The sequence below is a fragment of the Streptomyces gardneri genome (genome assembly GCF_006539185.1).
GTDB lineage: Bacteria > Actinomycetota > Actinomycetes > Streptomycetales > Streptomycetaceae > Streptomyces > Streptomyces gardneri.
In genome coordinates, this window is the sequence record NZ_BJMN01000015.1 from 133,229 (window position 1) to 156,883 (window position 23,655).

Below are 23,655 nucleotides of genomic sequence, written 5' to 3' on the forward strand. Positions count from 1 at the left end.
CCCGGTCGGGTGGCGGTTTTCACTGCAGAAACGATCACCGAGTGGTCGACTCTCGTCCGGCTTCGAGGGCTCTCCGGCGTGCTTGGAGGTAGGCGGTCCAGTCGGTGCCGCATCGTCTGCGCCACTGCTGCGCGGTTGCGACGTGCATGCCGAGAAGCGGCGCGAGGGCCGCGGGCGGCATGTCCTGAGCGAGTTGGATCAGTGCGGTGGTGCGAGAGGACCGGAGAGGGATGCCGTGCTTGGCGAGAGCGCGCGCCAGAGGTCCGGTCGAACGGTGGGCACCAGGCCGAGTGCCCGGGAAGAGCCAGGTACTGGGAGCGTTGGCGCTCCAGCCGTACCGTGGGCGTTCTGCGGTGAGCCGCTGGAGGACAGCGGCGAGCGGACCGGGCAGGCGGATCGGGGTGTCGTCCAGGCGCAGGGTGAGGAGGCCGTCGGCTTCACCCAGGTGATCGGTGGTCAGGGCGACGATGTGGCTGAGGTGCTGGCCGAACATCAGCACCAGGGACCCGGCCGTCCGTACGTCCAGCGGAAGTTCCTCATCGTGCACACACTGCTGGAGCAAGTCCCAGTGAGCATCCTCGTCCATTCCCTCGGGCTCGGACTTGCCTCGGAACGGGACCTCGAGTTCGCGGCTGTGTCCCCGGCGGGCGGCCCAGACGAGGAAGCCCTCAGCTCGTAGCGTGTACTGGGCCCGTCGGCGAGCCACCGGTCGACATGGTGCTGAGTGGCTGCCTCAAGTGCGAGGTCGCGGCCGGTGAGGTGCTGCAGAAAGGCAACGGCGGCATTCACGCGGGTGCGCGCCCACGCCGTGCGGCCAGAAGTGCTCGGTGTGTGTGCGTGGCCCGGCGCCGGGCCCGGGGCATCACGGACCAGCGGACATACGGCCGGAGGAGACTCGCATGGTGGGATGGCGCACGGGACCTGAAGGATACCGATGCGCGAAGCGGCGGCCTGGTTTCCCCCTCATAGGGCGCGGGGGAAACCAGGCCGCTTGCCTATGTGAGCGGTCAGGCGGAGAACGCGCCATCCGTCACGCCAGCCACGAACGTGGACCAAGCGGTCGGCGTGCTCTCGAAGGCCGGGCCGTTGTTCTGCTTCGAGTCGCGGGTGGCGATGGTGCCGCGCTCTGTGAGGGCTGCGACCTCGACACAGTTGTTGCCGCTGTCGCCGCTGTACGACGATTTGAACCATTCGCCAGCAGGGGCGAGGCTCAGGGAGTTGAGGGCCATATTTCAGATCTCTCGGGATAGTTGGTGCAGGAAGTCAGGCGTTCGCTTGACCGGGAGAGCGCCATCTCGCAGGGCTTCGAACCTGCGGGAAAACAGCCAGATGTCCGTCTGCTTGTCCGTGATGCTTGATCCACCGTCGATCGTGTCCATTTGGGCCACGACTGGCAGTGGGTCGGGGAAGTCCATCAGGGTGAAGTCGTAGGCGCAGCGGTAGGTCGGCTCCTTCGACGGCAGTATCTGGATGGTGACGTTGTCGAGCTCGTTCAGCCGGTTGAGCTCGTCGTACTGCTTCAGCATGATGTCCCGGCTGCCCACGATGTTGCGCAGGGCGGCCTCGCCGAGGATCACCCGCAGCTCGAGAGGGTCCTCTCGGGTCAAGACCTGCTTGCGCTGCATGCGGAGCTCCGCCCCGCGTTCCACCGTCTCGGTGTTCGTCTCGTCTACCGGCTTTGCGGCAGCGATGAGGGCGCGGGCGTACTCCTCGGTCTGGAGCAGTCCGAAGACGACGTGCGGTTGCCAGGCCCGGATCGACACGGCGCCGTCCTCGAGCCCGACGTAGAAGGCCATCCCCGAGGGCATGGTGCGCCAGAAGGGAGACCACCAGCCGCGGTGGAGGCTGCCCTTGTGCATGTCGAGCAGGAACTCGACGTCGTCCTTACTGGTGACCCCGAGGCGACCCAGGACTGCTGTCAGGTCGGCGTGCTTACGGAAGGCCGATGTTCCGTTTTCCACACGTCGGTACTGGGACTCGGAGATCCCTAGTTCATCTACCACTTGCTCGATCGTCATTCCGCGCTGCTTGCGCAGAGTCTCAAGTTCCTTACCGAGCCGCATGCGCCGGACAGTCGGTCCGGTGGGAGCCGCCACGTGCCGTCCTCCTGAGTCAGTTGCAGCAGTTTCGCCCCTGAGCCCAACGAACTCGGCTGAGAGTCAGGCAGTTTCGGGTGAGGATCCGAGTGTTTCACCTTGAGTCCCCCCTGCAAAGTCTGGGCCCTAGGCTTCTGCATATGCCATTCCATGTGGAGGTTCCACATGGGGTTGCATATGAACTGTCGCATGGAGGAACGTAGTTCCGCGAGGGAACGCGTCTTCTGTTGAAGACCGCGCCCCCTCTGATCGTGCCGAGAGGCCGGTCGCAGCCCGCTGCGCAGGCTCATCACCGCCGTGGCAGTGGGTTCGTCTTCCATACTCCCAACACCAGCCGAGGCCGAACATGACGAGCCAGAGCCCCATCGTTCGCGAACAAGACCCTGCGGCATTAGCAGGCACCCGTAGCAGCGTCATGGACCACGCTGTGGGGATCGCACCGAGCGTCCGACCCGTTCTTAACCTCTGTATCGAGCGCCATCCCGTACCCGCGCCTGGAGTCTTGTCGGAGCAGGACGCTGTCTGGCCCGGACGTCTTCGCCGCATCCTGCGAGGCCGCCTCGCCTATTGGGGGTGCGCGGGTCTGGTGGAGAGTGCCGAGCTGCTCCTGACCGAGCTGGTCACGAACGCTTTACAGCACACCGGCAGCCACGGTTTCTTTCACGTGCGTGCTGAACTCCGCGGCAGCCTGTGCCGGATCGAGGTCAACGACGGCTCTGCCGAACGGCCGAAGTTGAGGGAGGCGACCCTGTCCGATGAGAGTGGCCGCGGCCTCCTCCTCGTCGATGCGATCTCCCATTCCTGGGGTGTCAGCAAGGACGGTGCGACGACCTGGGCCACCCTAGTGAGCGACGAACCTGCGGTGGAACCCGACACCGATTTTGTATGCGAGCGGGCGCTGTCGATCTCGCCCGACGCCAACGCAGCCGCTGCCGCCCGGGTGGCAGCGCGGACGCAGCTCGCGATCATGTCTTGGCCCGGCCCCCACAACGTTGCTGTGGACGTGTTGTACGTCCTCGTCCGGAACGCCGTCGAGCACGGGCTCGCCGAGGGGAGTGCCGGCCGGAAGCTGGACGTCTGGCTCCGGATCAACGCGCGCGGTGAACTGCTCGTCGACGTTCAGGACCACACCTGCGACTTTCCTCGGTTCGAGCAGGCCGTCCGGGGCGAGCTGGGGCGCGGCTTGTGGGGCGCGCAGCGCCTCGGCGCCGTCCTGTCCTGGTTCCCCGCCGGCCACGGCAAGACCGTGCGTGCCATCCTGCAGCCGGGACCGGTCGACCTGTGACCGCCATCGTGACGGCCGACACCAGCACGCTGATGCAAACCCTGGTCGATGCCTCCGGCGGGCCAGGGGAGCGGGCCCCCGACATGGAGCACCTCGCCGAAGTGTTCCGCAGCCTCCTGGGCGGCGCTGCGAACCGGGACACAAGTGTGCGTCTCGGCGGGAGCTGCTTCGACGTCGTCGTGACCAGCTCTGGTGTTCAGGCCAGCGCCGCGGTCACCATCATGGACAAGGTCCAGGGCGGATGCGGCCCCGTCGTCGAGGACACGAGGGACGGCCTCTTCTACTGGTTCGTTCCGCCGGGCACCACCGGCCGGTGGGAGCCGCACACGCACGCGGTGTGCCTCGGCGCCCCGTTCACGATCATGCTGCCGTCGCTGAAGACCACCACCCTGCCAAGTACACCGGGACCGTATTGGTTGCGGCCGTCGCCAAGTGACCGCCTGGTCCCGGCCGCCCTACTCTGGCAGGTCCTGGACCGGCTCCGGCCGGAGCCGACTCCCCACGCCGCCTTTGCGGACTGTCTCGGTTTAGCCCCCTGAACCCCTGGTGCCGGAGCGGAGCCGTCTTTGGCGCCGGGGCCTCGAACTCCCAGACCACGGCTGCAAGGACCGGCTCGCGGCCCAGCCGGGGACTTCGCCGAGCTCGGCGAGAAGATGGCCAAACCCTACTTCGCTGGCTGGGGCCTCGCCGTTGAGAGCGGGCCTGTGCCGCTGCTGGCCGCCATCTCACTCTTCGTCTGCACATCGAGAAGTTCGTGACCGATCGCAATTCCGGAGGTCGTATCTGTGAATCAGCATGGTGAGAGCGCTGCCCGGCGTCGGGTGGCGACGCTTGGCCCGGACGGCACCGATGCGCACGCAGAGGCTTTGCGCCTGTTCGACGACGTCGTTCTGGCTGACTCGTTCGAAAGCGCCATGAACGTGGCGTTCGAGGGCGGCATGTACGCACTGGTGGCGACGGGGTTTGTCGAGCGGTCCGGGGCGGCGGTTTCGGACTTGTGGGTGAACCTGCACTTCAGGCACTTGGGGCGGATGCGGATCGTGGGCACGTGGGAGAGCCCGACGAAGCCCATGTGTGTGGCGGCTGGTCCTGAGGTCGCCGATCTCGGGGCGCTGCGGTCGATCGCGCTGCATCCGGCGACGGACGTGTTCGCCGAGCGGTTCGCTCCGCAGGCGGACCGCCAGTATGTGGACGCGAAGCCGCTCGCGGTCCAGCAGGTCGTCGACGGGGCCGCGGACGGCTGCATCGGTTCCCTGGACGTTGTCGAACGCTACAGGGGCCTGACCGTGCGCGAGGTGTTCCGTCCGACGATGGTCTGGGTCCTCTACCAGCCCGCCGGCCAGGGCGAGTTACCCCTCTATGAACCTCCACGAACCATGCCAAACCGCTGCTAGGGTCGGGCGCCTGACAGCCCCCGGTGCGTGAACACACACCGGGTCCGTGCCCACCTCGGGAGATACCCCATGAAGGTTCTGATCACCGGCGGTGCCGGATTCATCGGTTCCACCATCGCCTCCGCCTGCCTCGACGAAGGCATCGACGTCGTCATCCTCGACGACCTGTCGACCGGCCGCGCCGAGTTCGTCGAAGGACGGACCTGGTACCGCGGCGACATCGCCGACGGCGACCTCATCGACCGGATCTTCGCCGAGCACCCCGACATCGACGCCACGATCGGGTGCGCCGCCAAGATCGTCGTCCCCGAGTCCGTGGCCCAGCCGCTGTACTACTACACCGAGAACGTCTCCAAGGGCCTCGCGCTCCTTGGACACCTCACCCGCAACGGCTGTGAGCGGTTCCTGTTCTCTTCCTCCGCCGCGATCTACGAGGCCGGGCAGGGGATCACCGAGGCCGCGCCGCTCCACCCGATGAGCCCCTACGCCCGGACGAAGGCGCACTTCGAGAACGCGCTCGAGGACATCGCCGCTGGCACACAGCTGAGGGCGGTCTCCCTGCGGTACTTCAACCCGATCGGATGCGACCCCAAGCTCCGCTCGGGCCTCCAGGTCATGCAGCCCACCCATGCCCTCGGCGTCATGATCGACGCCTTCCACGCCGGACGTCCCTTCCCCGTCACCGGCACCGACTGGGAGACCCGTGACGGCACTGGCATCCGCGACTACGTCCACGTCCACGACCTCGCTCGCGCCCACATCGCCGCCGTCCGCCGCTTCGACACCATCACCTCGAACGACGAGCACGGCACCCCGTACCGCGTCATCAACCTCGGGTCGGGCACCGGCACCACCGTCTTCGAGCTGATCAAGGCTTTCGAAAGCGTCACCAGCAAGCCCCTCGACACCCGCCTCACCGGCCGGCGACCCGGCGACAACCCGGGCGCCTACCCCGACATCACCCTCGCCAAGGAGCTCCTGGACTGGGAACCCGCCCTCACCGTCGAGCAGGGCATCGCCGACTCCCTGGCCTGGTACGACAAGCGCGGCCTGATCCTCACCGAAGGAAGCAACGAATGACCTCTGCGCCCTTACGGGCCGCCCGCCCGGTGACGAGCATCCTCGTCGCCGGGTACGGCACCCTCACCTCCGGGATCGTGCCCCACCTCCTCAGCCTCCCGGACACGGCCCTCACCGTCGCCAGCCGCCACCTCACCGCCACCCCCGACCCACGGGCCACCCTCATCCATCCCGACGCCGTCGGTACCACAGCACCCGACGTGATCATCGGCTGCTTCGCCGACGACGAGCACAGCAGGGCCTTCTGGCAGCACCCCCGCACCACACACGTGCTCGCGGACCACCGGCCCGCGTGCATCGAGCTGTCGACCATCACCCCCACCTGGGCCGAACAGTGGCACCTGCTCCTCCAGGACCACGGCGCCCTGCCCGTCGAGTGCCCCGTCACCGGCAGCCGGCCCGGCGCCATCGCCGGAACCCTCACCGCGTTCCTCTACTCCTCCGCGATGGACGAGCGCGCCGAAAGGGTCCTGGGCACCTTCACACGCAACCGCCACCGGTTCACGGCCCCCGGACACCCCGCCCGCTTCAAACTCGTCTACAACGCATGGGGCGCGACGATCCTGCACTCCCTCGGCGTCTACGCACCCCTCCTGCCCCCACTCCTGGGCGACGACTCCGCGACCGCCACCGAGATCATCACCACCGACGGCTGGATGTCCGTGATCGCCTCCACCAAGCTCCACCGCATCCACCGCGACGACTACTCCGACCCCGACTTCACCGCCACCCACATGGCCAAGGACCTCCGCTACGCCCGCGAGCTCCTCGGCCGCCTCCCGCTCCTCGAATGCACCCTGAAGGCCTTCGAGGAGACCGTGAAGCACTCCGGCCCCTACGCTGACTTCACCGCCGTCGCCGTCTCGGAAGCGCCATGAAGGCCGCCGACCTCCCCGACCTCGTCACGCACCTGCGCACGACGCTCGCTGCGACACACGGCACGTCGGTGGGCCTGTCCGGGTCGCTCGCCCGCGGCGATTACCGCACCAGCGACAACGGGACGGTCACCTCCGACCTCGACCTCATACCGATCGTCCCCCGGGCCACCGACGTCCCCGCCGTCCGCCGGCAGATCACCCCCGTCCTCCAGGACGTCACCGACCGGTTCGCGATCGACGCCACCGCGGCGATCACCCTGCTCGCCGTCTACCGGCAAGTCCCCTGCGCCTCGTACATCACCAGCATGGCGGGCCGACAGTTCCTCGTGGACCCGCTGAACCTCGGTACCGCGCCGTCCTTCACGCACACCACCGACGATCTCCTGCCCTGGCTCATCCAGCCCATCACGTACTACCTGGCCAAGGCCAGCCACGAGGACCCGATCACCAACCTCGCCAAGGCCCGCGCCGCCGCCCTCCACCTCACCGATCACCTCGGCCTCGACGACCGCGACGCCCCCCGCGACCTGACCCGCACTGTCCGGGAGGTCTACGACCGCTACGACGTCACCCTCCTGGCGTCCTCGGCCGCCTACCTCAACGCCCCGACAGCGCCCGACCGCTTTCAGGCCGTCCGGGACCTGGTGTTCATGGAGAACCAGGGCATCCCCTTTACCGACTCCGCGCTCGCGGCCCCGCGCCGTCATCAGCGGACCAGGAGCACCTCATGACCCGCCTCGACATCTCCATCCTCCCGCCACACCCCCCAAGCGCCGGCTACGACAGGTCCCTGGCACGCGGCAGCATCGCCGACGACTTCCAGCGCCGCCTGGAGCCCGCCCGCTTCAACCCCGCCTTCTTCACCGCGCTCACCACGCGGATCGAGCAGGCGCTCGCGATCACGCCGGACAACGCCGGGCTCCGCTACCAGCTCGCGTTCCTCCTCCTCCAGAACAACACCACCCGCCCCGCCATTCAGCGCGCTGCCGACCTCTTGGCCGACACCAGCCACCCCGGCAGCCAACGGCTCCTCCAGCTCATCCACGGCATCAAAGCGCGCGCGGCCGCGGCCCCCGAGACAGCCGCCCCCCGTCAGGTTCGACGGGTGAACTGGTCGATCTTCAACCGATGCCCCATGGCCTGCCGCGGCTGCTACAACGCCTTCGTCGACGAGCAGATCACCTACAAGCAGGCGACCGTCATCGTCGACAAGCTCGCCGGCCACGGCGTGACCGACGTCGTCATAGCCGGAGGCGACCCGCTGCTGTGGACCCCGATCTTCGACGTCATCGACTACGCGGTCGACGCCGGCCTCAAGATCGCACTCGACACCACCGGCTACACCCTCACCGAAGACAAGCTTGCCAAGCTCTGCCGCCTGTCTTCCCTCAGGCTTCCCATGGACGGCACCACCCCCGAGATCCAGCGGGCGTTCCGCCGCAGCAAGGACCCGAACCTCACGGCCGTGTTCACCGAGTCGCTCGACCTGTGCGACCGGACCGGCTACGACAAGGTCCGCATCCACACCGTCGCCTCCAAGGCGAACATCCACGACCTCGCGGCCATCGCCAACAACATCCTGCCGCGCCCCTCCGTGCGCCAGTGGGTGATCTTCCACTGGTGGGACCGCCGCGCCACCGAAGCGCTCCGCGACGAACTGCACATCGACGCGGACACCATCCGCACGGAAATCGCAAAGATTCAGGAGAAGCACCCCGGCACCGAGATCCTCCTCGCCGACACCGCCATGCGGGAGTTCCTCAACTGGATGGTCCTCAGCAGCGGCCAGGTCGTCACCTTCGCCTCCGGCCCCGACGAGGAATTCATCATCGGCAACCTTCTCACCGACGACATCGAGACCATCGCCAGCCACCCCGTCCTCGACTACCAGGCCATGGGCCGCGGAGTCCCCGTGACGCCCCGCCAGTGAAGACCACCCAATCCACCCACAAACCTCGCCCCGGCCCGGCATGCTGGGCCGGGGCGAGCAAGGAGCAACCGATGACCGTGCTGGACGTAGACCGTCCCTCCGTCGCCTCGCTCGACTTCCTCTCGCTCGAACTCACCTCCCGCTGCCAGTTCACCTGCCCTAGCCAGTGCTACGCCGAGGCAGGCCCCACCCAGGGCCACGGCAGCATGACCGCCGAGGACTGGCACCGGCTCATCGACGAGGCCGCCTCGCTCGGCACGAGCACCGTGCAGTTCATCGGCGGCGAGCCCACCCTGTACCCCGACTTCACCCAGCTCGTCGAGCACGCGCTGCGCGCCGGCCTGAACGTCCGCGTCCACTCCAACCTGTACAAGGTCCGCGACGAGCACTGGCCGCTCTTCGAGAGTTCGCAGGTGAGCGTGGCGACCACCTATCACAGCGACGTCGCCGCCGAGCACGACGCAATCACTGGCCGGGCCGGATCCCACGCCGCGACGCGCGCCGCCATCGTCAAGGCCGTACGCCGGGGCGTGAAACTGCGGGTCGCCATCGTCGACCACGGTCACGGCCAGAGGGCGGAGCAAGCCCGCGCCGAGATGCAGGCGCTGGGGGTCACCGCCGCCGTCGACAAAGTCCGCGCCGTCGGGCGCGCCGCCGGTGGCCTAGTGCCGTCCACGTCGGCGCTGTGCGGCCGATGCGGCAACGGCAAGGCGGCCATCCTGCCGGACGGCCGGGTGGCACCCTGCGAGATCGGCCGCTTCCTGGCGACCGGCAGCGTCCGGGAGACATCGCTTGCATCGGTCCTGGCAAGCCCCGAGTGGACGCGGGCGCGCGAAAGCGTCCCGGCCCGGACGTCGACGGACCCGTGCGGACCGGACTGCGGCCCCTCGGACGACAGCTCGTCCGGGGGCGGCTCCTGCCAGCCGATGGCCTGAGGACAACCGAGAAAGAGGAAGAGGAACGGACGTGGACTGGCAGATACACGCGAAGCGCCTGGCCAACGAAGTCGCCCGGCCGGGCTCCCACTGGGAGGCCGCCGTCGCCGACACCCCCCGGCACCTCCTCGTGCCCCGCTGGTACGAGAGGGACCCGGCCGTCGGCGGCCGGGTGGTCCGCGACGGCACGGCCGACCCGCACACGTGGCTCGCCGCTGCCTACAGCGACACCACACTGGTGACGCGGGTCGGGACTTTGCACGCCGACGACGCCGCACCCGGCACCGTCGTCACCACCGGGGCAGCGACGTCGTCCTCGACGGAGCCAGGCCTCGTCGTAAAGATGTACCGGCACGCGGAGCTCGTCGACGGCTCCCGCACGCTCGTGACCACAGGAACCGGCTACGGCACCGCCCTGGCCTGCCACCGCCTCGGCCCCGACCTGGTGACAAGCGTCGACATCGACCCCTACCTCGTCACCACCGCTGCCAACCGGCTCGCCTCCATCGGGCTCCACCCCAAGACCGCCGTCTGCGACCTCACCCAAGGGCCGCTCCCCGGCGAGTACGACCGGATCGTGTCCACCGTCTCCGTACCGACCATCCCGGCCGCCTGGCTCCAAGCCCTGCGCCCCGGCGGCCGACTCGTCACCACGATCACCAGCACCGGCCTGATCCTCTACGCCGACAAGACCCCGGACGGCGGCGCCGTGGGACGGACCTCCTTCGAGCCGGCCTCCTTCATGGGCCCCCGCCAAGGCGACGACTACGAGGAGACGGTCCCGCCCTCCGTCTGGAAAGAGGCGAAGAACGCCGACGGCGAGGTGACCACCAGCTGCCATCTACTCGTGTTCGTACCGGAAACCTGGAGCATCCGCTCCATGCTCCAGCTCCACACTCCCGGCATCGAGCACCGCCACCGGTGGCACCCGGACCGCAGCCACACGGTCTGGATGACCCACCCCGACGGCTCATTGGGCCCGCGCCCACGCTGCTGCCCCCCGGGAAGCCCCCACCGTGCACCAGGGCGGCCCACGCCGCCTGTGGGACCCCCTGGAGGACATCCTCGACCGCCTCAACTGGCTAGGGGAACTTCCCGTATACGGGGCCCGGGTCACCATCACACCCGACGGCGACACCACCCTCACCCGCGGCGGCTGGACGGCCACTGCGTAGCCTCCAGCCCCGTGCCCCGGACAAGCTCGGCAAACCCAGCCACCTGCCCATGGACGGCACCACTACCCAGGTCCAGCGGGCCTTCCACCGCAGCAAACCCTGCCTCCCCCGGGCTTTCACCGAATCACTCGCCCTGGCAAGCCCGGCTTGTACCGGCACCTCGCATAGGGCACTACGACGCCGGCCACCGCGTGAACGAAGCACAGCCGCTTCCTTGGGCGCAGCATCCCCTGCCAGGGGCGGGGTGACGCGGTAGGGACGTTCGTCGGTCGAACTCGATCAGAAGTGACCCTCGCCTCTCCATCTTTCGGAGGTCTTTGATCTCTGGGGGAGAACAGGGGCAGGTGGGCCGTCAGGGAGGTGAAAGGCGCGCATCCCACGCGTTGCCTCCAGAGCGAAACCGGAGAACGACTCACATGACGTGGTCCATGGACTGGGCTGGCCTCGTCCCGGCCGCCGCTGCCGTTGTTGCATATCGCAGCCGTCGCGGTGCAGGCGTACTGGGACCGGCGGCGCACGGCAGGGCGGTGCCCGCCGCTTCGTGCGACGGGTGGGGGTCGGTGCGGCGGCACTGCGGGCTGGAGCACGGCATCAGGAAGGCGACGCAGGCGTCCGTGCCGAGCCCGACCATGTAGGCGTTGCGGCGGGGGGCCGGCGCCCGGCCAGGGCCCGAAGTCTTGCGTCGGATGCCGCTGCGCCGGATGCGGTTCGACGGTGACGCCGTTGGCGCGCGCCCAGGCGTCGGCTAGGGAGTCGGCACCGTCCGGGCAGTGGCCGTGGACGAAGGTGATGGTGCTGCTGCCACTGGAACAACAGGTAGTAGCCGAGGATGGCATGGATACACGACCCCGTTGAGGACCGTCCGGTCATCCAGCCGAGGCCGCCCCAGCGCAGGTCGGGGCAACAGCGGCTTTATGAGTTCCCACTCGGCATCGGACACTTCATGGCGGCGTATCACGACTCCATGATCCGCGAATCAAGATCACTTTGACGACAGACGTAGCGCAGCGGGCGGATCTGCTGGTCAGGCCCGCGTCCCATCGACTTCGGCATTGCCCGTGCCTTCGGCGCGAGCACCAAGACCGCCACCGGAAAGCCGGCAGGCCGCGATGCCGCAGCAGTACCGGGACGGGCGGTCGACCGGCCCGGCGACGTGGCGGCGCACCCCGGAGAACCTGGCACGCCCCGCGAAGTCCACTCTGGAGGTCGACGCCCTCCGTCGGCGCTTCGATCGGACGCCGCCACCCGAGCCGGAGACCGACGCGGGCACCCCGGCTCAGGTCAGCCATCGGCAGCACCAGAACCAGGCCAGGGCGGGGGAGTGACGCCCGGACGCTGAGCCGTCCATGACGCCCGCGATGAGCTGCTGGCGATCCTCGCCGAATGCATCTGGGTTGTTCGCGCACACATGGCGGTGGGCGACCTGGCGGTGGGAGCCGGCCTGGCCCACGCCGCTGCGACGCGCAGCGCTGGTCGGCGCCGGCGAAGGGGTGCCCGACGCGGTCCCGCACTCGGAGGTACTCGGCGTTGTCCTCCTCCTCGCCGGGCAGGAGGGCCCTTTCGCAGGCCTTGTTCCGACCCTGCCCCTGTGCTGTCATGGTCGCCTTGCGACCAGGTGCGGGGGAGGCTGCAGGAGTGCTTGGGGGCTTACGGGACGCGTCGCCCCGGGCCGTCGGTCCCTACCGGATCGTCGCCCGGCTTGGATCGGGTGGCATGGGCGAGGTGTTCCTCGCGGCAGACGAACGGCGGCCACCACAGCGAACCTTCGTCGCGCTGAAGACCGTGCACGGTGACCTCGCGGACGACGAGGGCTTCCGCTCCCGCTTCCGCCGCGAGATCGAGAGCGGACGGGCGGTGTCCGGCCGGTACACGGCGCGGCTCATCGATGGCGACGCGGACGGCGCACCCCCGTGGCTGGCCACCGAGTACGTGCCGGGACCGAACCTGGAGGAAGCAGTCCGCGGCGGCGGTCCGCTGCCGGAGCCGGCGGTGCGCGCCCTTGGCCGCGGTCTCGTCGCAGCCTTGCGCTCGATCCATCACGCGCGGGTCCTGCACCGCGATCTGAAGCCCGCGAACGTGCTCCTCACGAAGACCGGCCCCAAGGTCATCGACTTCGGCATCGCCCGTGCCTTCGGCGCGAGCACCATGACCGCCACCGGAAAGATCGTCGGGTCCCCGGGGTTCATGTCACCCGAGCACGTGGCGGGCAGCGACCACGTCGTCGCCGCCTCGGACGTCTTCTGCCTCGCCTCGCTGCTCTGTTACGCGGCGATGGGACGCGGCCCGTTCGGCGACGGCCCCCTTGCCGCCGTCCTGTTCCGCATCGCCCGGGCCGAGGCCGACCTGACAGGGCTTCCGCACGGGCTGCGCGAGGTGCTTTCGCCCTGTCTGGCGCAGGATGCATCAAGCCGTCCGGACACGGCGGAGCTGGCCCGCCTTCTCACGGACGAAGATCCCGCGGACACCGACGGCCAGGGAGCGGCGGACGTCACGTGGCCCGCACACGTGACCCGTGACCTCGCCCGACGCGAAGCCGCACTGCAAGAGCTGGACGTCCGGTTGGGGGACATCGCCGCACCCGGTCTGCACGACCTGCCGACCGTGACCGCGCCCCGCCGGGGCGACGCCGTGGGCCGGCGGCAGCGCCGTGGGCCGGCCGTGGCCGTCGCGGCGTCCCTGGCCCTTCTGGCCGGTGCCGGGCTCGGCGGGACCTACGCGACCGGACGGTGGCCGTGGCCGCAGTCGCCCGGCCGCCCGGAGACCCCCGGGCCGTCCGCCTCACCGTCCGGGGACGGGGACGGTACTGCTCCGGCCGCCGCACAGGCTTCGTACGTGGACGAACTCGGCGGCCCCGACCGGGGCAGGACCTTCGACGCCGCGCCCTCGCTGCGCCCTGCGGGCTGGCAGCCCTGGACCGTGCGCCTCCCCGCGGGCCCCTTGGCCTGTGCCGCCGACCACTCCGTCATGGTGTGCCGGCTCGCGGACGGCAGCACCCAGGCTCTCCGGCTGAAGGACGGCGCGCGGACCTGGCGGGTCCTGCCGGCGAAGGCCCCAGAACCCGGTGCCGCCGCCACGGGACCCGTCCTCGCCGGCAGCGTGGTTGTCACCGCCGAGGAAGGCCGGCTCCGGGCCCGTGCGACGGCCGACGGGACGATCCGGTGGGAAAAGCCGCTGTCCGGACGCCCGTTGGGCCGACTGCTCGGCGTGGACACCACCGTCTACGTCAACCGCGCCGACTCCGACGGCATCCACAGCGACGCGTACGCACTCGCTGACGGCCACCGCCGCTGGACCCGGCTCGTCGCGGGGAAGACCGGCGGGCAGGCCGAACGGCAGGGCGTCCTCGCCTACGCACCGGACCAGCTCTACGTCAACGGCGAGGAGGGCCTGGCGGCATGGAGCCCGGCCACGGGGAAGACCCTGCACGAGGCACCCTCCGGCGGGACCGGGTCGGGAGCGCCCGACACCCGGTACTGCCCCGATCCGCGGCTTTCCGCCGGTCAGCTGGTGTGCCCGGACCCCGACGGGCGGGGGCTCCACTTCCGGGCGGCCGAGGGCCTGACGACGATCTCCTCGAGCGAGCGGTTCCGGCTCGCGGGGGACGTCGCGGTACGGGACTCCGTGTTCGGTCCCGCCGCCCTGGGCAGCCCCCTGGTAGTCGAACTGCCCGCCGAGAGAAAGGTCGTGCGGGTCCAAGACGCGCTTTACAACGGGCTTTCCCAATTAACGACGGTGACCGCGATCCCGCGCGACGACGACGGCCGGCCGGCCCCCCTGGCGCCGCCCGTCGCGATCGGCAATCGGATCGTCTACGCGGACAACGCCACCCTTCACGTGGTGCCCCCCGAGGACGAAGGCCGGCCATTCGCGGCACCGGTGCCCGGCGCCCCCGGCAACCGGGCCGCCGACACCACCCCCGCCCGCCCGGGCACCCGCCGTGCTCCCTCCCTTCTCTCGGTCGGCGGCATCGTCCTGCTCGGCTACTTCGACGGCACCGTCCGCGCGCAGACCCTTCCGGAGCGCTGAACCCGCGATCCGTTGCCGACCTGACTCACCACCGACCCCCCGATGCGCCGCCGCATCCCCGGAGAACCTGGAGTCGTCGTGCTGGAGCCCCTGGACGCGTCCGCCGTCCGCCGTGTCGGCCCGTATGTGCTCATCGGCCGGATCGGCGCGGGCGGCATGGGCACGGTCCATCTCGCCCGGCGGGAGGGCACCGCCGCCCCGGCCGGCCTCGCCGCGGTCAAAACCGTCCGCGAGGACGCGTGCCTCGACGCGGAGTTCCGGATACGTTTCCGCCGGGAGGCGGACGCGGCCCGTGCCGTGCGCAGCCCGTTCACCGCCATCCTGGTCGACGCGGCACCGGACGCCGAACCTCCGTGGCTGGCCACCGAGTACGTCACCGGCCCTTCGCTCACCGAGGCCGTCACGCGCCACGGGCCGCTGCCCCTCGACGTCGTCCGGGCCCTCGGGGCCGATCTCGCGCGGGCCCTGCGCGCGATCCACGGGGCCCGGATCGTCCACCGGGACCTCAAGCCCGCCAACGTGATCTGCGCCGCGGCCGGTCCCAAAGTCATCGACTTCGGCATCGCCCGGGCCTTCGACGGCACGGCCCTGACGGCTGCCGGTATGGCCGTGGGCACCCTGGGCTTTATGGCTCCGGAGCAACTGGACGGCACGGGGTCCGTGGGTCCCGCCTCCGACGTCTTCAGCCTGGGCGTGCTGCTGTGCTGGGCGGCCACCGGGCGCGGCCCCTTCGACGACGCCGAGCCGGCCGCCGTGATCGCCCGGATCGCCGAGGGACACGCCGACCTCCGGCACGTACCGAACGGCCTGCGGGAACTCGTGGGCGCCTGCCTGGCCGTCACCCCGAACGCACGGCCCACGACGGACGCCCTGGTCAGGGCCTTCGACCCGCGGGCCGCCGGGGAGCGGCCGGGGGCGCTCTTCGCCCGTTCCGATGAGCCATTCCCGTGGCCTGCCGGGGTGCGGGAGCTGATCGGCACGTACGAGGCGAAGAAGCGTGAGGTCGTGGCAGCGGCGCCGCTGGTCCCCGCTGCGCCCTCCGCCGCCGTGCCGGTACCGGCGCCGCCGGACGGGCCCACACAGCGGAGCCGCACGCGCGTGAGGGCGGCGGTGACCGCGCTGGCCGCGGTGCTTGCGGTGACGGCGACTCTCGTCGGGGTACGGCTGCTCGCCCGGGACGACGGCGACGGCAAGGGAACGGGGGCCGCACCGAGTCCGTCGACCACGGTACGGCCCACCACGCCGCCCGATCCGGTCGAACCCATGGCGAACGGGGACAACCTCGGCGCGATCACCTGGGCCTACCCCGAGCCAGGGACGCGGGGAGCGGAGCGGCCGAAGGGCTGGAAGCCGTGGCGCGCCACGGCCGGGGCCCATGTCGCCGGGTGCGTGCTCGGCGTGGACCTGCTCGTGTGCAGTGACCAGCAGGGCGTCGAGGCCCGCCGCCCGGCCGACGGGAAGCTCGTGTGGCGGCACACGGCACCGGTCCGCTCAGGCGGTGCGGTCATGACGGCAGGACTCTCCGGGGACAGGGTGTACCTCCCAGAGGGCGGGGGCGTCCTCGTCGCGCGGCGGTCCGACGCCCGGCCGCTGGCCCACTGGCCGGGGCCAGCCGGCTTCCTGCCGGAGCTGGCAGTCGCGGCGGGCGGCACGGTCTACATCGCGTACGAGGGCGCAGGGGGAGCAGGGCTGCCCGGGGAAATGCTCTTCCGCGCCTATCGGGAGAGCGACGGCCAGAGGATCTGGGAGACCAAGGTCAAGGAGGCGTACCCCAACAGCATGACGCCGGCGGCCGGCCGCCTGTACCTCACCGGCCCCGGGGGAACCTGGCAGCTGGACCAGCGGGACGGTCGGCTGCTCGTCGTCGGGAGGCGAACCACCACCGAACTGGTAGGGCCGGACGGGACCTTCTACAAGTGGATAAACGACGACACGACACAAATTCGGGACGGGGGCACGCTCCGCATACGTGGCGGCTTTCCCGGCCGGCCGCTGACGGCCGACGCGAGCACGGCGGTCAGCCTCTACGAGACGCAGACGGAGACCGGAAAGCTCAGGGAGCTGATCGGGAGCCGGTCCAGCGACGGGACGGTGCTGTGGCGCACGCCCTGGAATGCGACGGGCTTCATGGACCGGGGCCAGGCGCTCGTCGTCGGGCGGCGGCTCGTACTCATCAACGGATCGGGGATCGAAACGCGGTCAATGACGGACGGCGCGCCGATCGCGTCCGTACGGCCGGCTTCCTGGCCCGACCCCGTGGCGCCGTTGACTCTGGTCGCCGGCGACGTCCTCTTCGTCGTCAAGGACACCGGGCTGTGGTCAGTGCGCCTGCCCTGACCACAGCCGTGCTGGGTCCGGCCCAGCCTCGTGGAGGATTCGATGCCTGGGCGGGGCGACGCGGTGGCGGATGCCGCGCGAGCGGAGCCATCGGCACAGGTGGTCGTAGTCGTATCCCTCGTCCGCGTGGAGCTTGGCGGGCTGTCGGGGGCGTGGGCCGCGGCGGGAACGGATCGGAGAAAGCCGCGTACCAGCGGCTCAAGCGCCTGGCTGCCGTGGAGGTTCGCGCCCGAGATCCCGAGGGAGAACGGCAGACCGGTCCGCTCGGCGATCAAGTGGATCTCCGAGCCCTTCTTGCCCCGGTCGACAGAATTCGGCCCCGTCAAGTCCCCCCTTTCAGGGCCCGCATGTTCACCGAGTCGATCGCACAGCGCGGCCACTCCAGGCCACCGCGCGTGCCCAGCTCGTCGAGGACGACGCGCTGCAACTTGCCCCAGACCCGGGCGGTACTCCACTCGGTGAAACGCCGGTGCGCGGCCGGCCCCGACGGCCCGAAGACCGGGGGCAGCCGCCACCAGGTGCAGCCCGTCGTGGCCACGAAGACGATCGCGGCCAGCACCTCACGGTCCCCGTACCGGCGCCGGCCGCCGCCCTGCGCCCCGGCGTCCTGTCACCCATCTCACCGCCGCTCACCAGTTGACCTGAACGGCCTCGTGGCGACCCGAACGGTCGTCGACTTCCGGAACATCCTCGACAGCGACCAGTGGGCGAAGGCCGGCTGGACGGTCCACTCCGTCGGCCGGCCGTCAACCGCACCCGCGGACCGAAGCGCATGAGCGCGGATCAACTACCTTGAAGGCCCCCGTCCGTTGGCGGACGATGGGCCAGGCAGCTGCACTGAAAGTCAGCCGGTCGCAGCCGCAATGCCGCGTTGACCTCTCCGTGAACAGCTTATGCGGGCGGCACGCTCACTTCACGGCAGCCCCAGCCGTGATCGTGGCCCCCGCGGGCTTCTTCCTGCGGAGGTCATACGCGTGAAGCCGACAGTCGGACACGCCTAGGAAGCAGCAGCCTCGAGCGTGGGTATGCGAAGGCCCCTGCGGGCCCGTGGTGTGCCAGGGCGGGGGCTTCGTGCTCGATTAGCGGCGCCAGCGTTCCTGGCCCGGGCCCTTGCAGGTGTACAGGGTGCCCTTCTTGCTGACGCCCGTCGATCCAGGGGTGGCGCAGTAGGCGCCGGGTGTGACGGTGCCGACGCTCCCGCCCCCGTCAGAGCCGCCGGACGACGAGCTGGAGTCGTCCGAGTCCTCGTCCGTACTGGGCGGCGTCGGGTCGGGATGCAGTTCGGTGAACTCTGTCTTCGGGCATGCCGTGCCCGGGGCGGTCACCTTGAGGTATGCCGTGGTGGTCTTCGGGTACGTGATCTCCTCACCGGCCTCCGGGTCCTGGAAGCAGACAGTCCAGTCGTCGACCGCGGCGGGGAGAGTGACGTCGGTGTAGGCGCTGTCCGCCTCGATCGCCTGGAGGGCGAGCGGCTTGAGCGTCGTGGACGCCTTCTCGAAGGTCTGGCCGACGACCTTCGGCATCTTCGGGTACGGGATCGGCTCGCCGTCCTTCGCGGGGCATGGCCACTCGTTGCGGACCACGCCGAAGTCGAGCGTGGGCATGGAGCCGACCTTCTTGGCCGCCGAGGTCTGGAAGCACACCTTCCAGTTGTCGTCGTCCCACTGTCCGGCGTCGCCGTCCGAAGCGTCGTGGGAGATCGCGTTGAACCCGGCGGAGTAGGCGGCTGCCTTGGCCACCTTGAGGTTCTGGCCCACATAGCTGGGCGGCCCACTGGGTGACGGGCTCGCGGACGGGGTGGGCGTGAGTGTTGCCTCGGCCGTTGCCGTTGCCGTTGCCGTTGCCGTTGCCGTTGCCGTTGCCGTTGCCGTTGCCGTTGCCGTTGCCGTGGCAGTCGCGACCGACTTCGGCTTCGCGTCGTCCGTCGGCTCCTTCGGCGGGTCGCCGAGGAATGGTGTGATGAACCAGAGGCTCGCGAGGACGGTAGCGATGATCTTCTTCGTCCGGCTCCACTGGGTAAGCCACGCGAGCGCGATTCCGCCGGGCGGAAAGATGACCAGGGCCGCGATGACCACTGCAGGGTGCTGCCACCACCGCCGGGCAGGCGGCGGAGGCGGATACGGGAGATGGCCGTACGGCAGGGGCTGCTGGGGGTAGCCGTAGCCAGGAGACGGCGTAGACATCATGAACTCCTGAGAGCGTGAAGTTGAGCGGCGCTCAACGTACACAGGAAATTCACGCTCTGTGTGCTTGGTGTCTCAACTGAGATGACCCGGCTTTCCGATACCGAGGACAGCCCAGTGCCACGAGATGGTACGGCGGGGCGTATCACCGGTCTTCGGCCTCCGCCCGCCCGGACACATCGACGTTTCCCATGGCCGTCACGCCACTCGATGGTGAACCGCTCGCCGCCACCCTCGTCGTCCTGAACCAGGGTGTCAAAGTCGCGGATCAGCGCAGCGCGAGCCTCACAGTGGAGGTCCCCCGGTCAAGCCCCAGGACCGACGCGCAGTCCGTCGCGCCACTCCAACTCGGCGTACACACGCTCGAAGCGGTCCGCAATCAGCTGCTCCTCGTTCCGGGTCTCAGCGACGCGGGCAGGCTGCCGGCGAGCGGACTCCGCATCCATGATCACGATCTACGGCTGGAGTACAGGCGACCCCAGGGGTGCGGCTCCGCGCCGCATGGAGGATGATCGCGGCGGAGGGGATTCGAATGCGTTCAGAAATGCGGGATCAGGTGCAGGCAGGGGCCCCATGGCAGGCACAGGTTCCGGCCCGGGCGCAGACGCGGGTGCGGGTGAGAGACCGGTTTGGCTCGGCGTTCACGGCGTCGGTCTCGGTGCTGTTCTTTGAGGCCGTGATCGGGTCGATCGTGTTCTACGTGTGGATGGAGACCCAGGAGGTCCCGGCCCTCGGCTACAACCTGTTCAACATCTTCTTCCTGTTCGTCATGGGATTGATCGGAGTGGCGGCCGGGGCGGTCGGCGCCGTCCTGCTGTCGGTCGCCGTGGTGATGCCGCTCGTGGCCGTGGCCGGATGGCTCGGCCGCACGGTCTCGGGGCGTGACGTCTGGTGGTGGATCCCGCTCCTGGCGGCCGCCGGCGGCACCCTGCCGGGGCTCGTTGCGGCGTCGATGGTGCCCGCCGGGTTCCCGGAGAACGTCTCGTCGGGCCTCATTGGGTGGTTCATGGGCGTTGCGGCGCTCGGCGTCCCGGCGCTGGTTGTCCGCAGGCTGGTGCTGCCGGACCGCCCGCGGGTGTTCGGCACTGCGATGTTCGGCTGGGTGGCGCTGTACGGGACGCTCGGCGTCGTCGTCACCGGCGCGCTCGCCGGTGTCGCCCTGTACGCCGGGATCGGGTACGAGCCTCCGCGGCTGACCGCGGAACGGCTCGCCGGGACGTGGTCCGACGGCAACGGAGGCAGGATCACCTTCACGGCGGACGGCAAGGTCACGGCCGACGGGGTCAAGACCTTCGGCTTCGACGACGACCGTCACGACGCGGGGCAGCCCTGCACCGGTGCCGGCACGTGGGTCTACCACCCGGGCGACGGGTCGTGGTCCCAGAATGTGGGGGTCTCCGTCGACGCCTGCGTTGGGAGCCTGGGCCCCTGGGAGGTGTTCGGGACTCCCGAGCACCCGAAGCTGTACGTGCTCGTCGGCGACCCCGACGCCTGGGACCTGTACATTCTGGAGCCTGACGACCATCCCCGCGAGGAGCCCGTCAGGGACTGAGGCGGCCGAAGAGTCCGCGGTGAAACAGGAGCGGCGTGGCGTCTCCCTCCGTGCCCAGGGCCTCGACCGTGCCGACGATGGGCGGCCCGCCCAAGACCGCCCCTGACTCCTCCGCAGCCCGCTGTACTCCAACCGCCCAGCGAAACCCGCAGGTCAGACATCAATTCCTGCTGGAGTACTGGGTGCCTGCTTCGTCGGCGTCGTGTCGTCTGGGATTGCAGGATGGGGCGCTTGTCGTGCCACGGGGTCCGGTTGGCCCGTCTGGTGAACGAACGGGGTCTGGTCTATAGGTCTTGTGGGTGGATCAGTGTCTGGAGGTAGTTTTGGGTGATCGCGTCGGTGGAGTAGAGGCGGGTTCCTCGGGTGCCTCTGGTAGCGAGGACGCGGTACGTGTTCAGGGCGTATTTCAGGTATCGCTGTGGTGGGAGGCCGCGTAGCGGGGAGTCGTGGCTCTCTTCGGGTTGCGCGACCCACTGATCTCCTCGACGGACGAGGTCTTCGCCGATGATGACGGCGTTGTAGGCGTATTCCATCCCTTGGGCTGTGTAGATGCAGCCAACCTGCTCGTGGCCTCCTGTGTCCGTGGCCCAGTAGGGCCGGGCCGGAACGTCGGGATGGTCGGCATGCTGAGTGTCGGTGCGTGAGTTCCAGGGCCGGGCCCAGGTCCGCGGCCCGTTGGGGCCTTCCCCGGTGATGGTCACCTCGGGGAGCAGGGGCGGGGTGGGGGGTGAGTCCCAGGGCCAGCAGAAGCCGGCGGTGATCCGGGCGGTCACACCGTTGCGGGTGTGTTCGGTGACCCAGTGGTCGAGTTGTTCGGGGTGGGCGGCGAGGGCGAGGTCGTAGTCGGTGCCTTGCCAGGTGGGGACAGTGCCGGCCGGTTCGAAAAGTTGGTCGATCCATTGCTGGTAGGCGCGTGAGCCGTTGCAGCGGAACTGGCTGGTCAGGTCGATGTGGGCGAAGGAGAAGCCGCGGTGTTGGGCGTGCTGCCGCAGTTGCTGGAGGGTGAGGCCTTCGGTCGGCCGCACGGTTTGGCGTTCGTCGAGGAACACGACGGTCACGGCGGCTTGGTCGATGAGCTTTCCCAGGGTTGTGGGGAAGGCACTGTGCTGGTGGTCGGGGTAGGTGCGGGCGCGGTGGGCTTCGTCCAGGAGCACCACGCTGTCGTGGGTGATTCCGGCCGGCACGTTGTTGAGGAATGTGGTGATGAGCCCGCGGAAGCTGTCTCCGACGGTTCTGCGGAGTTGTCGGGTGAGTGTCCCGGACGGGGACAGCAGGCGGGGGTTGCCGTGAGGCTGCCGGCATAGGTCTGCGAGGAGCCGGCAGGCGATGACGGTCTTGCCTGTACCGGGGCCGCCGGTCACGGCGACGATGCTTTTGATTCCGCGGGCACGGGCAGCTTGCACGGCGTGCAGGATTTCCTGCCGGGCGAGATCTTGGTCGCCGATGAGGGTGACCTCGTCGCAGTGCGCGTGTGCTTGTCCCATGCGGCCTGAACATCCGGCCCGCAGTGCACGGGACGGGGTACGTAGCGCCGTACCTCATTGAGTACGTTCATGTGCACGTCGACACCACGTCGCAGATGCGACGAGACCCCGGCAGGCGGGGTCCCGGCGTAGGGGGTCTCAGCAGCTTTCTTCGAACTTCACGGCGGTGAGTGTGACGGGCTGCCCGTCGAGCTTGGTGCCGGCGGCGGGCTCCTGGGTGCAGACCTGCCAGTTGGATCCCATGAGCACCATGCGGCCCTGGGGAGATGCGTCGGTGACCGTGAGGCTGGTGGAGGTGCCGAGGGACTGACGTGTGACCTTGACGGACTTCCCGGTGAAGTCGGGCATCGTGCTGCCGGCCTGCGGCTCGTCGCTGCCCTGGTCCTTGCTCGGACAGGTCTCTTCGAGCTTGACCGTGGCGAAGTCAATCTTGATGTCGGTCGGGTGCTCGCCTGCGGTCGGGGTCTGCCCGCAGACCTTCCAGTTCCGGTCGAGGGCCTGCATGCGTCCACGGCCGAGGGCGTCGTGGGAGTGCAGGTTGTAGAAACCGGCGGCCTGTGCCTGGTCTTGGGCGGACTGGAGCCCCTTGCCGGTCATGTCCGGGAGAGCGGCCGACTTAGTGTCGGCGTCGGGTGCCTTCGTGGTGGTAACCGGGGTGGGGGCCGTGGACGTTCCAGTGGCCTGGGGCTTGTCGCTGCTGGCCGTGCTGCCACCCTCGCACGCGGTCAGCGTGAGGGTGAGGGCGGCGGCAGCGATGATGCTGGCGGTGGGGTTCTTGCGCATCGAGTCAGCCTGCCGGATTGCGCGGAGGCTATGGAGAGTCTTGATCGTCTCGTGATGGTCGAAACGGCCGGCCCCAGGGGACACCGATGAGACGCAGGGCGTAGCGCCGGGTGGCTGCCTGTCGGATCAGGCCGCCTGGTGCGGGGCATGGGCGCCCGACGACGATGCGGCTATGCGTGCCACACCCAGCGGTCCAAGGTGATCCGAAAGGCCAAGCCCGATCACATCGGACAGGCCCGTACTGCACCCCGTGGCAGTCGTCGCAGGCGTTGATGCCCAGGTCCTGCCCCTTGCCAATCAGGCTGCGGGGCGGCAGCGGGCGCGGAGCAGCTGGAATCCCTTCACGGCGTAGACGGCGGTCATGAACGCCAAGCCGGCGAGGCCGGGGCAGAGCCAGGATTCCGCCACCCACAGGACCAGCACCATGCGCCCGAAGAACAGCAGGGAGCCGAGGGTCTCCAGCAGGTCCAGACGCGCCTCGGCACGCACTGCGGGATCGGCTCCCCTCATCCGAGCG

At 69.6% G+C, this 23,655-nt stretch carries 21 protein-coding genes and 2 pseudogenes; 13 read left to right on the forward strand and 10 right to left on the reverse strand.

Annotated elements, in window-relative coordinates; translation table 11 throughout:
• Nucleotides 1-34: 34 nt before the first annotated feature.
• From SGA01_RS13550 to SGA01_RS13560, 3 genes are all read right to left on the reverse strand, one after another.
• Nucleotides 35-706 (reverse strand): hypothetical protein, encoded by a 672-nt coding sequence (locus SGA01_RS13550; protein ID WP_141296759.1) that lies wholly within the window; start codon nucleotides 704-706, stop codon nucleotides 35-37.
• A 301-nt stretch (nucleotides 707-1,007) separates the two neighbouring features.
• A complete protein-coding gene (locus tag SGA01_RS13555; RefSeq protein WP_141296760.1) occupies nucleotides 1,008-1,229 on the reverse strand; it encodes a DUF397 domain-containing protein in 222 nt (73 codons plus the stop codon).
• A gap of 3 nt (nucleotides 1,230-1,232) precedes the next feature.
• The gene (locus SGA01_RS13560) at nucleotides 1,233-2,063 is read right to left on the reverse strand and encodes a helix-turn-helix domain-containing protein (protein WP_141296761.1); all 831 of its coding nucleotides are present in this window, start codon (nucleotides 2,061-2,063) and stop codon (nucleotides 1,233-1,235) included.
• A 619-nt stretch (nucleotides 2,064-2,682) separates the two neighbouring features.
• On the opposite strand from SGA01_RS13560, the gene SGA01_RS13565 reads away from it, so the two are divergent.
• The 9 genes from SGA01_RS13565 to SGA01_RS13605 all read left to right on the forward strand — a co-directional run bounded on the left by SGA01_RS13565 (nucleotide 2,683) and on the right by SGA01_RS13605 (nucleotide 11,021).
• Nucleotides 2,683-3,381, forward strand: coding sequence for an ATP-binding protein (locus SGA01_RS13565; protein WP_141296762.1), 699 nt, complete (start codon nucleotides 2,683-2,685; stop codon nucleotides 3,379-3,381).
• Nucleotides 3,378-3,920, forward strand: coding sequence for a hypothetical protein (locus SGA01_RS13570; RefSeq protein ID WP_229918417.1), 543 nt, complete (start codon nucleotides 3,378-3,380; stop codon nucleotides 3,918-3,920). The genes SGA01_RS13565 and SGA01_RS13570 overlap by 4 nt, the downstream gene beginning before the upstream one ends.
• Before the next feature lie 246 nt (nucleotides 3,921-4,166).
• Nucleotides 4,167-4,775, forward strand: a complete 609-nt coding sequence (locus SGA01_RS13575) for a hypothetical protein (protein WP_229918416.1) — start codon at nucleotides 4,167-4,169, stop codon at nucleotides 4,773-4,775.
• 69 nt (nucleotides 4,776-4,844) lie between these two features.
• Nucleotides 4,845-5,855 carry a UDP-glucose 4-epimerase GalE gene (gene galE / locus SGA01_RS13580; protein ID WP_141296763.1) on the forward strand — a complete coding sequence of 337 codons (1,011 nt, stop codon included), beginning with the start codon at nucleotides 4,845-4,847 and terminating at the stop codon, nucleotides 5,853-5,855.
• Entirely contained in the window at nucleotides 5,852-6,733 is an 882-nt protein-coding gene (locus tag SGA01_RS13585; protein WP_141296764.1) for an NAD(P)-binding domain-containing protein, read from the forward strand. Before galE ends, SGA01_RS13585 begins: the two co-directional genes overlap by 4 nt.
• Nucleotides 6,730-7,464, forward strand: a complete 735-nt coding sequence (locus SGA01_RS13590; RefSeq protein WP_141296765.1) for a hypothetical protein — start codon at nucleotides 6,730-6,732, stop codon at nucleotides 7,462-7,464. The genes SGA01_RS13585 and SGA01_RS13590 overlap by 4 nt, the downstream gene beginning before the upstream one ends.
• Nucleotides 7,461-8,663: a radical SAM protein gene (locus tag SGA01_RS13595; protein WP_141296766.1), complete on the forward strand. Its 1,203-nt coding sequence runs from the start codon at nucleotides 7,461-7,463 to the stop codon at nucleotides 8,661-8,663. The genes SGA01_RS13590 and SGA01_RS13595 overlap by 4 nt, the downstream gene beginning before the upstream one ends.
• 71 nt (nucleotides 8,664-8,734) lie before the next feature.
• Nucleotides 8,735-9,598: a radical SAM/SPASM domain-containing protein gene (locus SGA01_RS13600; RefSeq protein ID WP_141296767.1), complete on the forward strand. Its 864-nt coding sequence runs from the start codon at nucleotides 8,735-8,737 to the stop codon at nucleotides 9,596-9,598.
• A gap of 31 nt (nucleotides 9,599-9,629) precedes the next feature.
• Nucleotides 9,630-11,021, forward strand: a complete 1,392-nt coding sequence (locus SGA01_RS13605; protein ID WP_308699050.1) for a methyltransferase domain-containing protein — start codon at nucleotides 9,630-9,632, stop codon at nucleotides 11,019-11,021.
• A 453-nt stretch (nucleotides 11,022-11,474) separates the two neighbouring features.
• On the opposite strand, the pseudogene SGA01_RS42855 reads toward SGA01_RS13605, so the two are convergent.
• Nucleotides 11,475-11,552 (reverse strand): annotated as a pseudogene (locus SGA01_RS42855) (hypothetical protein); the annotation flags it as partial.
• The gene (locus SGA01_RS42860) at nucleotides 11,519-11,731 is read right to left on the reverse strand and encodes a transposase (protein ID WP_141296769.1); all 213 of its coding nucleotides are present in this window, start codon (nucleotides 11,729-11,731) and stop codon (nucleotides 11,519-11,521) included. The pseudogene SGA01_RS42855 and the gene SGA01_RS42860, both read right to left, overlap by 34 nt.
• 151 nt (nucleotides 11,732-11,882) lie before the next feature.
• Between SGA01_RS42860 and SGA01_RS13620 the strand changes: the two genes are divergently transcribed.
• From SGA01_RS13620 to SGA01_RS13630, 3 genes are all read left to right on the forward strand, one after another.
• Nucleotides 11,883-12,098, forward strand: a complete 216-nt coding sequence (locus SGA01_RS13620; RefSeq protein WP_141296770.1) for a hypothetical protein — start codon at nucleotides 11,883-11,885, stop codon at nucleotides 12,096-12,098.
• Nucleotides 12,099-12,369: 271 nt separating this feature from the next.
• Complete coding sequence (locus SGA01_RS13625) at nucleotides 12,370-14,799, forward strand: serine/threonine-protein kinase (protein ID WP_141296771.1); 2,430 nt, start codon at nucleotides 12,370-12,372, stop codon at nucleotides 14,797-14,799.
• Nucleotides 14,800-14,877: 78 nt separating this feature from the next.
• A complete protein-coding gene (locus SGA01_RS13630) occupies nucleotides 14,878-17,136 on the forward strand; it encodes a serine/threonine-protein kinase (RefSeq protein ID WP_167534081.1) in 2,259 nt (752 codons plus the stop codon).
• Between the two features lie 17 nt (nucleotides 17,137-17,153).
• On the opposite strand, the pseudogene SGA01_RS13635 reads toward SGA01_RS13630, so the two are convergent.
• Together SGA01_RS13635 and SGA01_RS13640 are read right to left on the reverse strand one after the other, a co-directional pair.
• Nucleotides 17,154-17,731, reverse strand: a pseudogene (locus SGA01_RS13635) (IS5 family transposase); the annotation flags it as partial.
• Nucleotides 17,732-18,215: 484 nt separating this feature from the next.
• Complete coding sequence (locus SGA01_RS13640; RefSeq protein WP_141296773.1) at nucleotides 18,216-18,875, reverse strand: PASTA domain-containing protein; 660 nt, start codon at nucleotides 18,873-18,875, stop codon at nucleotides 18,216-18,218.
• A gap of 952 nt (nucleotides 18,876-19,827) precedes the next feature.
• Here SGA01_RS13640 and SGA01_RS42580 point away from each other — a divergent pair.
• The gene (locus SGA01_RS42580; protein ID WP_141296775.1) at nucleotides 19,828-20,871 is read left to right on the forward strand and encodes a hypothetical protein; all 1,044 of its coding nucleotides are present in this window, start codon (nucleotides 19,828-19,830) and stop codon (nucleotides 20,869-20,871) included.
• Between the two features lie 284 nt (nucleotides 20,872-21,155).
• On the opposite strand, the gene SGA01_RS13660 is transcribed toward SGA01_RS42580, so the two are convergent.
• The 3 genes from SGA01_RS13660 to SGA01_RS41930 all read right to left on the reverse strand — a co-directional run bounded on the left by SGA01_RS13660 (nucleotide 21,156) and on the right by SGA01_RS41930 (nucleotide 23,627).
• Nucleotides 21,156-22,355, reverse strand: a complete 1,200-nt coding sequence (locus SGA01_RS13660) for a DNA/RNA helicase domain-containing protein (RefSeq protein WP_141296776.1) — start codon at nucleotides 22,353-22,355, stop codon at nucleotides 21,156-21,158.
• Nucleotides 22,356-22,493: 138 nt separating this feature from the next.
• On the reverse strand, nucleotides 22,494-23,138 hold the full coding sequence (locus SGA01_RS13665; protein WP_141296777.1) for a Stk1 family PASTA domain-containing Ser/Thr kinase: 645 nt from the start codon (nucleotides 23,136-23,138) through the stop codon (nucleotides 22,494-22,496).
• Between the two features lie 297 nt (nucleotides 23,139-23,435).
• Nucleotides 23,436-23,627, reverse strand: coding sequence for a hypothetical protein (locus tag SGA01_RS41930; RefSeq protein WP_229918559.1), 192 nt, complete (start codon nucleotides 23,625-23,627; stop codon nucleotides 23,436-23,438).
• Nucleotides 23,628-23,655 lie beyond the last annotated feature (28 nt).

Excerpts from the sequence above, each read along its gene's own strand:
- SGA01_RS13555 (WP_141296760.1), bottom strand. The coding sequence starts at position 1,229 with ATGGCCCTCAACTCCCTGAGCCTCGCCCCTGCTGGCGAATGGTTCAAA.
- SGA01_RS13560 (WP_141296761.1), bottom strand. The coding sequence starts at position 2,063 with ATGCGGCTCGGTAAGGAACTTGAGACTCTGCGCAAGCAGCGCGGAATG.
- galE (WP_141296763.1), top strand. The coding sequence starts at position 4,845 with ATGAAGGTTCTGATCACCGGCGGTGCCGGATTCATCGGTTCCACCATC.
- SGA01_RS13585 (WP_141296764.1), top strand. The coding sequence starts at position 5,852 with ATGACCTCTGCGCCCTTACGGGCCGCCCGCCCGGTGACGAGCATCCTC.
- SGA01_RS13590 (WP_141296765.1), top strand. The coding sequence starts at position 6,730 with ATGAAGGCCGCCGACCTCCCCGACCTCGTCACGCACCTGCGCACGACG.
- SGA01_RS13595 (WP_141296766.1), top strand. The coding sequence starts at position 7,461 with ATGACCCGCCTCGACATCTCCATCCTCCCGCCACACCCCCCAAGCGCC.
- SGA01_RS13600 (WP_141296767.1), top strand. The coding sequence starts at position 8,735 with ATGACCGTGCTGGACGTAGACCGTCCCTCCGTCGCCTCGCTCGACTTC.
- SGA01_RS13620 (WP_141296770.1), top strand. The coding sequence starts at position 11,883 with ATGCCGCAGCAGTACCGGGACGGGCGGTCGACCGGCCCGGCGACGTGG.
- SGA01_RS13625 (WP_141296771.1), top strand. The coding sequence starts at position 12,370 with ATGGTCGCCTTGCGACCAGGTGCGGGGGAGGCTGCAGGAGTGCTTGGG.
- SGA01_RS42580 (WP_141296775.1), top strand. The coding sequence starts at position 19,828 with ATGATCGCGGCGGAGGGGATTCGAATGCGTTCAGAAATGCGGGATCAG.
- SGA01_RS13660 (WP_141296776.1), bottom strand. The coding sequence starts at position 22,355 with ATGGGACAAGCACACGCGCACTGCGACGAGGTCACCCTCATCGGCGAC.
- SGA01_RS13665 (WP_141296777.1), bottom strand. The coding sequence starts at position 23,138 with ATGCGCAAGAACCCCACCGCCAGCATCATCGCTGCCGCCGCCCTCACC.